We start from the raw sequence: 13,447 nt of genomic DNA, 5'->3' as shown, positions 1-13,447 counted from the left end.
AACGATACTCCCTCCCCGCCGAAGATCGGCATGGTTTCGCTCGGCTGTCCGAAGAACCTGGTCGACAGCGAACGTATCCTGACGAAGCTCCGGTCGGACGGCTATGCCATGTCCGCCGATTATGCCGGCGCGGATGTCGTGCTGGTCAACACGTGCGGCTTTCTCGATTCCGCCAAGGAGGAATCGCTCGAGGCGATCGGCGAGGCGATTGCGGAGAACGGCCGCGTCATCGTCACCGGTTGCATGGGCAAGGAAGCGGAGATGATCCGCGATCGGTTCCCCAACGTTCTCGCGGTCACCGGCGCGCATCAATATGAAGAGGTCGTCGGCGCGGTGCACAATGCCGCCCCGATGCCGCCCAGCGCGTTCCTCAATCTCGTTCCCGACAGCGGCCTGAAGCTGACACCGCGGCATTACAGCTATCTGAAGATCAGTGAGGGGTGCAATCACCGCTGTTCGTTCTGCATCATTCCGTCGTTGCGCGGCGATCTGGTCAGCCGCCGTCCCGACGCCATCCTTCGCGAGGCGGAGAAGCTGATCGAGGCCGGCACGCGCGAATTGCTGGTCATCAGCCAGGACACGTCGGCATACGGCGTCGATATCAAGCATCACCCCCGCATGTGGCACGGCAACGAAGTACGCGCGCACATGACCGATCTGTCGCGCGAACTCGGCAAGCTGGGTGCATGGGTGCGCCTGCATTACGTCTATCCCTATCCACACGTCGATCAGGTCATCCCGCTGATGGCGGAAGGGCTGATCCTTCCCTATCTTGATATCCCGTTCCAGCATGCCAGCCGGAACGTCTTGAAGCTGATGCGCCGGCCCGCGAACGAAGCGAAGGTGCTGGAGCGGATCAAGAACTGGCGGACCATCGCACCGGATATCGCGATCCGGTCGACCTTTGTCGTCGGCTTCCCCGGCGAGACGGAAGACGATTTCCGGTATCTGATGGATTGGCTGGAAGAGGCGCAATTGGACCGGGTCGGCGCGTTCCGCTTCGAACCGGTCGAGGGTGCCGCTGCCAACGATCTGCCAGACGCTGTGCCGGAAGAGATCAAGGAGGAGCGCTACGCCCGCCTGATGGAACTGACCGCGCGCATTTCCGCCGAGAAACTGCAGGCCAAGATCGGTCGCACGCTGGATGTGATAGTCGATGCGGTCGATGAGGAAGGCGGCGCGACCGGCCGGTCCAAGGCCGATGCACCCGAAATCGACGGAGAGGTTTTCCTGCGCGATGCCGGGCATCTGAAGCAGGGCGATATAGTGGCCGTCGAGATCGAGGATGCGGACGATCACGACCTGTACGGCGTGCCCGTCTGACGCGATTGCAAGACGCCGCCGCTCGGCACATTCCGGAGATGCCCGCATCGATGACCGATTTCGCCACACTGCTCCAGCCCGATCGTGGACAAAGCGCACGCACGATCCATGTCGTCCATCCCGACGCCTATGACGCGTGGCTGGCAAAGCAGCCTGCCCGCACGCGCACCACGGTCGCAGCGCACCGCCTGACCGGAAAGGCCGGAAATCGCGCGGTTCTTCCGGCAGACGCTGCCGACGACTGGTCGATGCTGCTGGTCTGCAACGAAAGCGTCGAATCACCCTGGCGTATCGCGTCGCTCGGCGAACAGCTACCGGCCGGAACCTACCGTCTGGCGGATGGCGAACCCGGAGCCGCGATGCTCGGCTGGGCGCTCGCCCAATATCGCTTCGATGCGTATCGCAAGGGCGACGATGTTGGCCCACGCGTCCTGCTGACCGGCGAACCGGCGAAGATCGAGGAAACGGTGAGGCTTGCCACCGCGACGGCGCTGGTCCGCGATCTGGTCAACACCCCCGCCTCCGACATGGGCCCGGCCGATCTGGAGCGACACGCCGACCTGCTGGCCAAAGCACACGGTGCGACGCTGACGGTGACGAAGGGCGAGGCACTCGCCAAGGGTTATCCGATGATCCACGCGGTCGGACGCGCCGCGGCGCAGGATCGCGCGCCCCGGCTGATCGAGGTCGAATGGGGCGATCCGAAACATCCCCGCATCGCGATCCTCGGCAAGGGCGTGGCGTTCGACACGGGCGGGCTGAACGTCAAGCCCGGCGGCGGCATGGCGCTGATGAAGAAGGATATGGGCGGCGCGGCGCATGCGCTGGCGCTGGCGAGCCTCGTCATGGCGGCCCGGCTGAAAGTGCGGTTGCATCTGCTGATCCCGGCCGTCGAGAACAGCATTTCGGGGAACGCGTTCCGGCCGGGTGACGTGCTGAAATCCCGCAAGGGGCTGACCGTCGAGAACACCAACACCGATGCGGAGGGTCGGCTCGTCCTGGGCGATGCGCTGACCAAGGCGGGCGAGGATTCACCGGAACTAATCATCGATTATGCCACGCTGACCGGGGCCGCGCGTGTCGCTTTGGGTCCGGACCTGCCCGCTACGTTCAGCAATGACGACGCGTTGGCCGACGAACTTCTCAAGGCCGGCATCGCCATCGGCGACCCGTTGTGGCGCCTGCCCCTATGGGACGGCTATGACGACATGCTCAAATCCGACATTGCCGACATGGTGAATTCGGCGGAGGGCGGCTATGCCGGCGCGTCGACCGCCGCCTTGTTCCTCCGCCGCTTCATACCGAAACATGTCGCATGGGCCCATTTCGACACGTTCGCGTGGCGGCCCACTGCGAAGCCGGGGCGGCCAAAGGGTGGCGATGCCCTTGGCCTACGCGCGGCATGGGCCGTGCTGAAGGAGCGGTACGGCTGACCCGACGGATTAAAGACGCGCGCCGGCCTCCACGATCGGTACGAACTTCGCGGCGGTGAGGCTTGCGCCACCGACGAGCGCGCCATCGACATCGGATGCGCCGAGCAGTTCTGTGGCGTTATCCCCCGTCACCGAACCGCCGTACAGCAGGCGCATCGCATCGGCTTCGGCACCGATCAGTTCGCGCAGCTTGGTCCGGATCGCTTCGTGCATCGCCGCAACATCCGATACGGTCGGCGTCCGTCCGGTTCCGATCGCCCATACCGGTTCGTATGCGATCGACAGCCAGTCCGCCGCCGCACCCTCTGGCACGCTCGCCGCCAATTGGCCGGTAACGACCGCGACTGCCTGCCCCGCATCGCGCTCGTCCAGCGTCTCGCCGACGCACAGGATCGCATCCAGCCCACCCGCGTGCAGCGCCTCCGCCTTGGACTTTACCTGCGCATCCGTCTCGCCGTTATCCGCGCGGCGCTCGCTGTGGCCTATGATCGAAAATTCCGCCTTGGCCTCCGCGATCATCGCAACCGAGATGCACCCCGTGTGTGCGCCCTTGGCGGACCAATGAACGTCCTGCGCCCCGATGCTCAGCCCTGGCGCGGCGGCGATCGCGGGCGCGATCAACGTCGCCGGCACGGCGATCGCGACGTCGATGCCGGGTGCATTCTGCGCCGCGATCGCGATACCGCCCAGTTCGGCGAGCGATGCCAGATCACCGTTCATCTTCCAATTGCCTGCAATCAGCTTGCGTCGCGTCATCACCGCCCCCGAAATTCCATAAGTGTTACGCACAGACCGTTAGAGCGCCGCCCCCGGTACACACAAGCCCGTCCGCACAACCCTGGCCAGACATGCTTGAAGCCGCCGGGTCCTGCCCGTAAAGCGGCTGCTTCTTGCTTTTCCGGCAATCAACAGATCGGTTCTCCATGCTCAGCGTCATCCGCGGTATCATTCACTCGAAGGTCGGGATCGTCATCGCCTTCGCGCTGCTGGCGATGCTCGTCCTTTCCTTTGCAAGCGGCGATATCAACAATCTGGTCAACAGCGGCGGCGACGCGAAGTCGGATACCGTAGCGACGGTCGGCAAGGAGAAGGTCACCGTCCCGGCCCTGACGCAGGAATTGCAGGCGCAGGTGCAAAACTACGCTCAGCAGCAGCCAGGTCTGGATATGATCAAGTTCGTGTCCGGCGGCGGGTTCGAACCGACGCTCGATCGTAGCATCACCGAACTCGCGCTCCAGCAATTCGGCGAGAAGCAGGGACTGGTCGTCAGCAAAAAGCTGATCGACGGACAGATTGCGAGCATCCCGGCTTTGCAGGGGCCGGACGGCAAGTTCAGCCAGGCGGCGTACGAATCGCTCCTGTCGCAGCAGGGCCTGACCGATCGCGAGGTCCGCCTTGGCTTGATGCGTCAGTTGATCGGTCGGCAATTGGTGTTGCCGATCCTGCCCGCCGCGCAAGTATCGCAGGGGCTTGCGCTGCCTTATGCGTCGCTGTTGCTGGAAAAGCGTCAGGGCGAGCTTGCCTTCATTCCGACCCGCGCGATGGGTGAAGGCGCGCCCGCCACCGATGCGGAAGTGAAGGCGTGGTACAAGCGCAACCTCGCGCGCTACATGATCCCGGAACGTCGGGTGATCCGCTACGCGATGGTCACTGCCGACCAGATCAAGGCACAGACCGTGCCGACCGAGGCCGAACTCGCCGCCGCCTATAAGGCGCAGGCGCGCACCTATGCCGCGACCGAGAAGCGCGATCTGTTGCAGGTCATCGTGGTGGATCAGGCGGCGGCCAACGCCTTGCTCGCCAAGGTGAAGAGCGGCACGGCGCTGGACGTCGCAGCCCGCGCCGCCGGTCTGGAACCGACGATGCTGAGCGCGCTCGACAAGATCGGCTATGCCGCGCAAAGCTCACCTGCCGCGGCGGATGCGGTATTCGGCGCGGCCAAGGGTGCGCTGGTCGGGCCGGTCCGGTCCACGATCGGGTTCGCCATCGTTCGCGTGGACAAGGTCGAGCAGAGCGCGGGCAAGACGTTCGAACAGGCCAAGCCGGAACTGGTCGCCGCTGCCACCAAGACCAAGACGCTGGAAGTGCTCGGCCGCATCCACGATGCGATGGATGACAACATCGGCAACAACCGCGCCACTTTCGACGACGTCATCGCCCAACAGAAGCTCTCGGCCACCGCCACGCCGCCACTGTTGTCCGATGGTCGCGACCCGAACGATCCGTCGAAAAAGGCCGCAGCCGACTTCATGCCGATCGTCGCCGCTGCCTTTGCCGCCGCACCCAACGATCCGCCGCAGATGGTTCAGGTCGATCCGACCGGCGGCTTCGCGGTCGTCGCTCTGGGTCAGGTCGTGCCCGCCGCCGCTCCCCCGGTGGCGCAGATTCGTGCCGCCGTCGCGCGCGACTTCCAGCTCGACCGTGCCCGCCGCGCCGCCCGCACCGTCGCGAACGATGTCGTCGCGAAAGTGGGCAAGGGTCAGCCTTTGGCCTCGCTGATCGCGGCCAGCGGCGTCAAGGCGCCGCCGGTCGAACCGCTCGCATCGTCGCGCGCGCAGATGGCCGCCAATCCGCGGGGCGCGCCACCGCCGCTGGTGCTAATGTTCAGCATGACCGAAAACAGCGCCAAACTGCTTGAAGCGCCGAACAACGAAGGCTGGTTCATCGTCAAGCTGAACAAGATCGACCGAGGCAACGCAGCGGGCAATGCCGCCGTGATCCGCGCGACGCAGGACGATCTCGGCAAGCTCGCCGGCCGTGAATATGCCGAACAATTCACCAATGCGGTGAAGTCGATCGTCGGCGTCAAGAAGAACGCAGCCCGGATCAACGCGCTGAAAGCGCAGTTGCTCGGCCAGGCTGCAGCAAACTGACGCAGGTGAGCGAACCGAACGGTCCTATCGATCCGCTGGCGGAACTGGCGGCGGATCGCCCCGCGCTGGTCTGGCGCCGGCAGATCGCCGACACGGAAACGCCCGTTGCGGCGGCGCTGAAGCTTATCGAACCGGGTCGCGGCGATTTCCTGCTCGAGATCGGTCGAGGGCGGGGCGACCCGTGGGCGCCACAGCCTGATCGGTCTCGCCCCGGATCTTGTTTTTCGCGCGCAGGGGAATGCCGCCGAAATCAATTACGATTGGTTGACCGACCGCGAGGCTTTCTCCCCCTGCGAAGCACCGACGCTGGACGCGCTGCGCGCGCTGGTAGCGGATTGTCGCATGGCCGTTCCCACGGAACTGCCTCGCGCGCTCGCCTGCCTCGTCGGCTATTTCGGCTATGAGACGATCGGGCTGGTCGAGCGCCTGCCGGAACAGGATAGCGACCCGCTCGGACTGCCGGACATGATCTTCGTGCGCCCGACCGTCGTACTGATCTTCGATCGCCTCGCCGACGCGCTGTTCCTGGTCGCGCCAGTCTGGCCCGACGAGACGCGCGATCCGACCGCAATCGTTGCGCAGGCGGAAGAGCGTATCGATGCGGTAGCGGCACGACTCGCGACCGCCGGCCTTCCCGCCCCCGCGCGCTTGCCCGACGCGCACGACGTCGCCCTGACGCCCGCGCTGCCGGCCGGCCGATATGGCGAGATGGTCGCACGGGCGAAGGACTATATCGTCGCCGGGGACATCTTTCAGGTCGTCCTCGCGCAACGTTTCACGGTTCCGTTCCCGCTACCCCCGATCGAGCTTTACCGCGCACTCCGCCGTATCAACCCGTCGCCGTTCCTTTATCATCTCGATCTGCCCGGCTTCACGCTGACCGGCTCAAGTCCCGAGATCCTCGTCCGTGTGCGCGACGGCGACGTAACGATCCGCCCGATCGCCGGCACCCGCCCACGCGGGAAGACGCCGGCCGAGGATGAGGCGAACCGCGCGAGTCTGCTCGCCGATCCGAAGGAACGCGCCGAACATCTGATGTTGCTCGATCTCGGCCGCAACGATGTCGGACGGGTGTCGTCGGCCGGCACGGTTACGGTGACGGACAGCTACACGGTCGAATTCTACAGCCACGTCATGCACATCGTGTCCAACGTCGTCGGCCGCCTAGACACCCCGCACGACGCGGTCGACGCGCTGCTTGCCGGATTCCCGGCCGGCACCGTCAGCGGTGCACCGAAAGTGCGGGCCTGTGGAATCATCGCCGAACTCGAATCTGAAAAACGCGGCGCCTATGCCGGCGGCGTCGGCTATTTCTCCCCTGACGGATCGATGGATTCGTGCATCGTCCTGCGCACCGCGGTCGTGAAGGACGGGACGATGCATATACAGGCCGGAGCCGGCATCGTAGCCGACAGCAACCCGGCCTATGAGCAGCGGGAGTGCGAGGCGAAGGCCGGAGCGCTCCTGGCGGCCGCCCGCGAGGCGATCGCCCGCGCCACCGAAAGTCGCTTCGGACAATAGATCGGCGTGGCAGCGCCGATCGGACGAGCTCGTCAGGGGACGGTTGTCGCCTTGCGCCGCTCTTCCAGCTTTTCCGCCGTATATTCGCGGATCAGACGCTGGTTGCAGCCGGTCTGGCCACCGGTACCGACCGAAGAGCATGTATCCGGTAAGCCTCCCGCCACGCGCCCGACCTCGTCGATCGTCGCCGCCCGGTTCACCCAACTCTGGGTCGCCGCGCTGGGTTTGGTCTCGCGCAAAGTCTTCGGAATCCGATACGGCTCCTCCAGCGTGCCGCACACCACGATCTCGTCCGCCGCGCCTTTGGGACAGGGTTCGCCGGCCTTCAACTGAACGTTGCGGATGCGCTGCACCGGCGCGCTTCCGTCCGCCGCAGTCCCCGCCGCCGGAGCCGTCTGCGCGAATGCCGGTGCCGCCAGGGCTAGCAAGGCGGTAGCGGTGATGAGACGGATCATGGTGGGGACCTCCTGGGGGCTAAGCTGGATAAACGTCCGATGCCGCCGATTGCTCCACGCTGAATGACGGACGATGGAGCCCGAAACAAGGCACCGGAAAGGCACGAGCCGCGGCGTGGTTGCGCTGCCCCGCCCATCGGCTATGGCGCGCTGATGATACTCGTGATCGACAATTACGACAGCTTCACCTGGAACCTTGTCCATTACCTGATGGAACTGGGGGCAGAAGTGAAAGTCGTGCGAAACGATGCGCTGACCGCGCGGGATGCGATCGCCAGCAATGCGCAGGCGTTCCTGATCTCGCCGGGGCCGTGCACCCCAACCGAGGCGGGAATCAGCCTGGATCTCGTCGCCGCCTGCGCGGATCAGGGGAAACCGCTGCTCGGCGTTTGCCTCGGCCACCAGGCGATCGGGCAGCATTTCGGCGGCAACGTCGTTCGCGGCGGGCTGATGCACGGCAAAACATCCCCAGTGGAACATGACGGTACCGGTCTGTTCGAAGGCCTGCCCTCGCCCTTCACTGCGACGCGCTATCACTCGCTGATCGTCGAGGATATTCCTGCGGACCTGATCGTCAACGCGCGCAGTTCCGATGGATCGGTCATGGGCGTGCGCCATGCAAGCCTGCCGATCCACGGCGTGCAGTTTCATCCCGAAAGCATCGCGACCGAACATGGGCATGCGATGCTGGCGAATTTCCTGCGCATCGCTGGTCTGCTGGTGACATCTTCTCCCCGCCCGCTCGCGGGAGGCGCCGGGGGAGGGCAGTCAGCCCTATCGCCCGCGCTTGGGATTGCGTCCCCTACCTTAACCCCTCCCGCAGGCGGGCGGGTAATAGAGTGACTGCCCTCCCCGATCCGATCAGCCCGCTGTCGCGCGAAAGCGCAGCACAGGCTTTCGCGGACATTCTCGATGCCCGCACGTCCGAGGAGGCGATCGCCGACTTCCTGCTCGCTCTGTCCGATCGCGGCGAAACCAGCATCGAGATCGCCGAGGCCGCCCGCGCACTGCGCGCCCGCTTCATCCCGATCGATGCGCCCGCCAATGCGATCGACGTATGCGGTACGGGCGGGGACGGGCATCACACGCTGAACGTGTCCACCGCCGTCAGCCTCGTCGTGGCGTCTTGCGGCGTACCTGTCGCCAAGCATGGCAACCGCGCCGCATCGTCCAAGGCGGGTGCGGCGGATACGCTGGAGGCGCTCGGTCTCGACATGGAACGCGCGGGCGCGATGGCGCAGCAGACGCTGGACGATCTCGGCATCTGTTTTTTGTTCGCCGCCAATCATCACCCGGTGATGCGGCGTATTACCCCGATCCGGCGTCGCATCGGCAAGCGCACGATCTTCAACCTTATGGGGCCGCTCGCCAACCCGGCGCGCGTGACGCGCCAGCTGATCGGCATCGCAAGGCCCGATTACACCGGACTGTATGCCGAGGCGCTGGAACAACTCGGCACGGAAGCGGCGATCGTTGTGTCGGGCGAGGAAGGGTTGGACGAACTGTCGGGTGCGGGGCCCAGCGTCGTCGTCAATGTCGGGACCGCCGACCTGCAACGCCGCATCGTACCAGAGGATGCCGGCCTGCCCCGCCACCCGATCGCTGCGATCCACGGAGGCGACCCTGCATATAACGCGCTCGCGCTTCGCCGCCTGTTGAAGGGTGAATCCGGCGGGTACCGCGACGCCGTCCTGCTAAACGCCGCCGCCGCGCTTGTCGTCGCGGGCCACAGCCCTGCCCTGACCGAAGGTGCCGCCGTCGCCGCCGAAGCGATCGACTCCGGGCTGGCGAATGCATTGCTCGATCGATGGATCGCTTATTCATGACCGATATTCTCGAACGCATCCTCGAAACCAAGCGCGCGGATGTTACCGTGCGCAAGGCGACGACAAAATTGTCCGATCTCGACGCTCTGGTTGCGGAACAGAGCGCCCCGCGTGGCTTTCGCGCCGCACTCGATGCGAAGGCCGCGACCGGGCATGCGTTAATCGCCGAGATCAAGAAGGCCAGTCCCTCCAAGGGCCTGATCCGCGAGGATTTCGATCCTCCCGCACATGCTCGCGCCTATCAGGCCGGTGGTGCAGCATGCTTGTCGGTGCTGACCGACGAACGCTGGTTCCAGGGCGCCGACCAGTACCTCGTGGAGGCGCGCGCGGCCTGCTCACTGCCGGTGATCCGCAAGGATTTCATGGTCGATCCGTGGCAGGTGCCGGAATCGCGCAGCCTGGGTGCAGACGCGATCCTGCTGATCATGTCGGCATTGGACGACCACCTTCTGGCGGAGATCGAGGCGAGCGCGATCGAATACGGAATGGACGTGTTGGTCGAGGTCCACGGTCAGAAGGAACTCGATCGCGCGATGAAGCTGAAATCGCGGCTGATCGGTGTCAACAACCGCAACCTACGCGATTTCTCCGTCGATTTCGCGCGCACTTACGAACTGGTTGCGAAGGCGCCCAAGGGCTGCACGTTCGTCGCGGAAAGCGGGCTGACCGTGCGCGCGGATCTGGACGCAATGGCCGAACACGGTGTCCGATGCTTCCTGATCGGCGAAGCGTTGATGCGACAGGACGATGTCGAGGCTGCGACACGGGCGCTGGTGGGATAGCCCCCTCTCTCCGGTCGTTTCAAGCGAAGTCGAGGAACTGGCGCCGGGTACGATCCTTCGCGCGAAATAAACGGATAGGTCCAGATATGACGACCCTCACCCACCTCGACTCCGCCGGCGCCGCCCACATGGTCGACGTGTCCGACAAGCAAGTCACCGCCCGCGAGGCCGTCGCAGAGGGGCGCATATCGATGTCACGCGAGGCCGCAACCGCGATCCGCAGTGGCGCAGCGGTCAAGGGCGACGTGCTCGCGGTCGCACGCATCGCCGGGATCATGGCAGCCAAGCGCACCAGCGACTTGATTCCCTTGTGCCATCCGCTTCCGCTCACCCGCGTCGCGATCGATCTGAGTGCCGACGATACCGGCGTCACCGCCACCGCAACCGCCCGCACCGACGGAAAAACCGGGGTCGAAATGGAGGCGCTGACCGCCGTGTCGATCACGCTGCTGACGATCTACGACATGGGAAAGGCGATCGACAAAGCCATGACGATCGACGGCATACGCTTGATCACCAAGACCGGCGGCAAGTCGGGCGACTATCGCGCCTGACTTCGCGGGATCGAGTGCGGTCGCACTCACGCCCGATTTACAAAAAGGGGCGGCGTACCGAAGCACGCCACCCCTTCAACCATGCGATAAGCCGAAAGGCCCGGATCAGAACTTGCCGTTCAGCGACACGCCGATCACGCGCGGTTCGTTGAACACCGCTGCGGTGAAGTTCTCAATCACACCCTTGAGGTTCTTTTCATTGGTGATGTTCCGCGCGAACGCGGCGATCTCGTACTTCTTGTCCGGCGTGGTGTAGCCGACCTTCAGCCCGCCCTCGAAATTGCCGTCGGCGTAGAATTCAGCCGTTTTGTAGAGCACGAGGTTGGTATAGCCCTGCACGTTCCAGTCCGTTGCGACGAACATGTTGCCGCCGGTCCACAACGGAATGTCGTAACGGATCGCCGCGTCCAGCTGCCACTTCGGTGCATTCGGCAACGGGTTGCCATCGATCTGCGCGAACGTGGTCGGGGTGCCGAACACCGTGCGGACGATCGTCGGATCCTGAACCGTGCACGTCACGAACGACCCGATTGCGCAGACCTGCGCGAAGACGTTCTTGTCCTTGATCTCGGTATGAAGCGCGCTGCCGCCCAGCGAAATGCTGATGTTGCGGATCGGGCGCCATTCCAGTTCGGCTTCGAAGCCGTACGCATTGGCATGATCGGCATTGAACAGCACGCCATTGCCGTTGGCGTCGTTGCCGTTCAGCTGGATGTCCTTCACCTTGTAGGTGAACCCCGTGACGTTGAACGTCATGTTGCTGAACGGACGGGTCTTCAGACCGGCTTCGTACGACATCACCGTTTCCGAATCCGCCGTGGTGAAGGCCGAACCGAACACGGCCGAGCGGCCCTGGATCGTCGGGCCGCGGAAGCCGCGGGCGACGCGGCCGTACAGGCTGACATCAGGATTCACTTCGTACAGCGCGGACACGTCGAAGCTCGGCTCCTTGCCCTTCAGGCGAACGTCGCGCGGCGCGGTGGCGGGGAAGTTGACCGCCCCAGCCTGCGTGAAGGCCGGCGTGACGAGTACGGTGCGCTTCTTATCCTCGGTATAGCGACCGCCGGCCGTCAGCGTCAGCTTGTCGCCGATCTTGTAGCTTGCCTGGCCGAACACCGCCCACGACGTGTTGACGTCGCGAAGCTGGACGAAATTGCGCGCATTATAGGCCGTGTTCGTCGGCAGAAGCAGCGACGCACGTTGCTGGAACTCGGTCAGGTCGCGCTGGTCGAAGTAAAAACCCCCGATCTGCCACCGGAAGGCGCCGGTGCCGTTGCTGGCAAGGCGGACCTCCTGCGTCCACTGGTCGAGATCGCGGATACGGCCCTGGCTCTGGCCGGGATTGCCGAAGCCGGGGAAGTTGACCGCGGCACCGCCATCCGTGTCGCCACGGCTGTAACCCTTGGTCGTCTCATAGGCGGTGATCGAGTTCAACGTCACGCCGCCGAAATCCCATGCGGCATTCACCGATGCGCCATACGTCTTGTACGCCTGCGGGTTGCCGACGGCTTCGTCGAGCGATACGCTGTCGCGCGGCTCGCGCTGTACGTTGTTCGATCCGCGAACGAGCGCCGCGCGGTGGAAGATCGTCGACGTGCCCTTGTAATCGCGCGCATGGCCGGAAACGTTGATCGACAAGTCGCTGGTCGGCGTGAACAGCAATTGCAGCCGCACGTCCTTCTCGTCGAACCCGCCGAGCGCGTTCTTACCGCCCCGCGTGCCGTCCGGGCCGGTGCCGTCGAAGGTGTTGTCGACCCAGTCGTCGCGATGCTGGTACAAACCGGAGATGCGGAAAGCGAGCGTGTCGGCGATGATCGGCCCGCCCACGCCGACATCGGCCGTCACCGTGTTGAAGCTGCCATAGGATGCCGATCCGCGGCCCTGGAACACCTGGCTCGGGCGGATCGTGTCGAACTTGATGATGCCTGCAGTCGTGTTGCGGCCGAACAGCGACCCCTGCGGCCCGCGCAGCACCTCCACCTGGTTGACGTCGAACACCGGGTTCGACTTCAGCACGACATGTTCGAGCACGACATCGTCCTGGATGATCGACACCGGCTGCGATGCGCCGAGGTAGAAATCGATATTGCCGAGACCACGAATGTAGAAACGCGGGAAGATGCGTCCGGTCGTGCTTTCGGCATATAGGCCGGGCACGCGACCGGCGAGCGACAGGATGTCCTCGCCGCCCGACTGGATCGTACGCAGCGCTTCGCCCCCGACGACCGCGACCGATACCGGCACGCGCTGCAGGTTCTCGCTACGGCGCTCCGCGGTCACGACGATCTCGCCGATTTCCTCGCCCGCGCCGTCGCCTGAAGTCTGCGCGACGGGTGCCGCCCCCGCGTCCTGCGCAAAGGCCGCTGCCGGGATCATCATCGCGCCGATTGCCGTGCCGACCAGCAAGGCGGATTTCGCGAAAGTCGTGTTCAACATCATGTGTCCTTGGATAAAAATTCGATTCGACCGCGTCCTTCACGTGCGGCGACGGGCTTCCCGGTAAATCCGGATGCCCTCGTCTCGTCACATGCTTTCGGCCGATCCCCGCCCGCGACCGGCGCCTATGATCCGATTGAGACCGAATCGTGACACCGGTCGTTCCGGCTTGCGAATTGCCGCGGTGTGTGACGTCTTGGACACACTTCAGAAACAATTGATCGCAGGGTCTTAGCCTGTTTTC

At 64.7% G+C, this 13,447-nt stretch carries 9 protein-coding genes and 2 pseudogenes; 8 read left to right on the top strand and 3 right to left on the bottom strand.

From position 1 onward, the window contains the following. The first annotated feature begins 30 nt into the window (after positions 1–30). Both rimO and H5J25_RS07855 read left to right on the top strand, forming a co-directional pair. Complete coding sequence (gene rimO, locus H5J25_RS07860) at positions 31–1,323, top strand: 30S ribosomal protein S12 methylthiotransferase RimO (protein WP_202095481.1); 1,293 nt, start codon at positions 31–33, stop codon at positions 1,321–1,323. A 50-nt stretch (positions 1,324–1,373) separates the two neighbouring features. Then, positions 1,374–2,756 (top strand): leucyl aminopeptidase family protein, encoded by a 1,383-nt coding sequence (locus H5J25_RS07855; protein WP_202096135.1) that lies wholly within the window; start codon positions 1,374–1,376, stop codon positions 2,754–2,756. 9 nt (positions 2,757–2,765) lie between these two features. On the opposite strand, the gene tpiA is transcribed toward H5J25_RS07855, so the two are convergent. Next, positions 2,766–3,512, bottom strand: coding sequence for a triose-phosphate isomerase (gene tpiA / locus H5J25_RS07850; RefSeq protein WP_202095479.1), 747 nt, complete (start codon positions 3,510–3,512; stop codon positions 2,766–2,768). A gap of 167 nt (positions 3,513–3,679) precedes the next feature. Here tpiA and H5J25_RS07845 point away from each other — a divergent pair, with 167 nt between their 5' ends. Together H5J25_RS07845 and trpE are read left to right on the top strand one after the other, a co-directional pair. Then, a complete protein-coding gene (locus tag H5J25_RS07845; RefSeq protein ID WP_202095477.1) occupies positions 3,680–5,629 on the top strand; it encodes a peptidylprolyl isomerase in 1,950 nt (649 codons plus the stop codon). A 26-nt stretch (positions 5,630–5,655) separates the two neighbouring features. After that, positions 5,656–7,150: pseudogene (gene trpE, locus H5J25_RS07840) on the top strand (anthranilate synthase component I). A 32-nt stretch (positions 7,151–7,182) separates the two neighbouring features. Here the strand turns inward: trpE and H5J25_RS07835 are convergent. Further along, complete coding sequence (locus H5J25_RS07835; RefSeq protein WP_202095475.1) at positions 7,183–7,605, bottom strand: hypothetical protein; 423 nt, start codon at positions 7,603–7,605, stop codon at positions 7,183–7,185. 153 nt (positions 7,606–7,758) lie between these two features. On the opposite strand from H5J25_RS07835, the pseudogene H5J25_RS07830 reads away from it, so the two are divergent. From H5J25_RS07830 to moaC, 4 genes and pseudogenes are all read left to right on the top strand, one after another. Beyond that, positions 7,759–8,322: pseudogene (locus H5J25_RS07830) on the top strand (anthranilate synthase component II); the annotation flags it as partial. A 122-nt stretch (positions 8,323–8,444) separates the two neighbouring features. Next, the gene (gene trpD, locus H5J25_RS07825) at positions 8,445–9,431 is read left to right on the top strand and encodes an anthranilate phosphoribosyltransferase (protein ID WP_202095471.1); all 987 of its coding nucleotides are present in this window, start codon (positions 8,445–8,447) and stop codon (positions 9,429–9,431) included. Continuing rightward, positions 9,428–10,213, top strand: coding sequence for an indole-3-glycerol phosphate synthase TrpC (trpC, locus tag H5J25_RS07820; protein ID WP_202095469.1), 786 nt, complete (start codon positions 9,428–9,430; stop codon positions 10,211–10,213). Before trpD ends, trpC begins: the two co-directional genes overlap by 4 nt. A gap of 86 nt (positions 10,214–10,299) precedes the next feature. Then, positions 10,300–10,767 carry a cyclic pyranopterin monophosphate synthase MoaC gene (gene moaC, locus H5J25_RS07815; protein WP_202095467.1) on the top strand — a complete coding sequence of 156 codons (468 nt, stop codon included), beginning with the start codon at positions 10,300–10,302 and terminating at the stop codon, positions 10,765–10,767. Positions 10,768–10,872: 105 nt separating this feature from the next. Here the strand turns inward: moaC and H5J25_RS07810 are convergent, their stop codons facing one another. Next, entirely contained in the window at positions 10,873–13,203 is a 2,331-nt protein-coding gene (locus H5J25_RS07810; protein ID WP_202095466.1) for a TonB-dependent receptor, read from the bottom strand. Positions 13,204–13,447: the final 244 nt, after the last annotated feature.

The organism is Sphingomonas aliaeris (genome assembly GCF_016743815.1).
GTDB lineage: Bacteria > Pseudomonadota > Alphaproteobacteria > Sphingomonadales > Sphingomonadaceae > Sphingomonas > Sphingomonas aliaeris.
Note: the sequence above shows the minus strand (reverse complement) of the source record. Positions and strands in the feature narration are given on the sequence as shown.

Coding starts and splice junctions, on each gene's coding strand:
- rimO (WP_202095481.1), top strand. CDS start 31: ATGGTTTCGCTCGGCTGTCCGAAGAACCTGGTCGACAGCGAACGTATC.
- H5J25_RS07855 (WP_202096135.1), top strand. CDS start 1,374: ATGACCGATTTCGCCACACTGCTCCAGCCCGATCGTGGACAAAGCGCA.
- tpiA (WP_202095479.1), bottom strand. CDS start 3,512: ATGACGCGACGCAAGCTGATTGCAGGCAATTGGAAGATGAACGGTGAT.
- H5J25_RS07845 (WP_202095477.1), top strand. CDS start 3,680: ATGCTCAGCGTCATCCGCGGTATCATTCACTCGAAGGTCGGGATCGTC.
- H5J25_RS07835 (WP_202095475.1), bottom strand. CDS start 7,605: ATGATCCGTCTCATCACCGCTACCGCCTTGCTAGCCCTGGCGGCACCG.
- trpC (WP_202095469.1), top strand. CDS start 9,428: ATGACCGATATTCTCGAACGCATCCTCGAAACCAAGCGCGCGGATGTT.
- moaC (WP_202095467.1), top strand. CDS start 10,300: ATGACGACCCTCACCCACCTCGACTCCGCCGGCGCCGCCCACATGGTC.
- H5J25_RS07810 (WP_202095466.1), bottom strand. CDS start 13,203: ATGTTGAACACGACTTTCGCGAAATCCGCCTTGCTGGTCGGCACGGCA.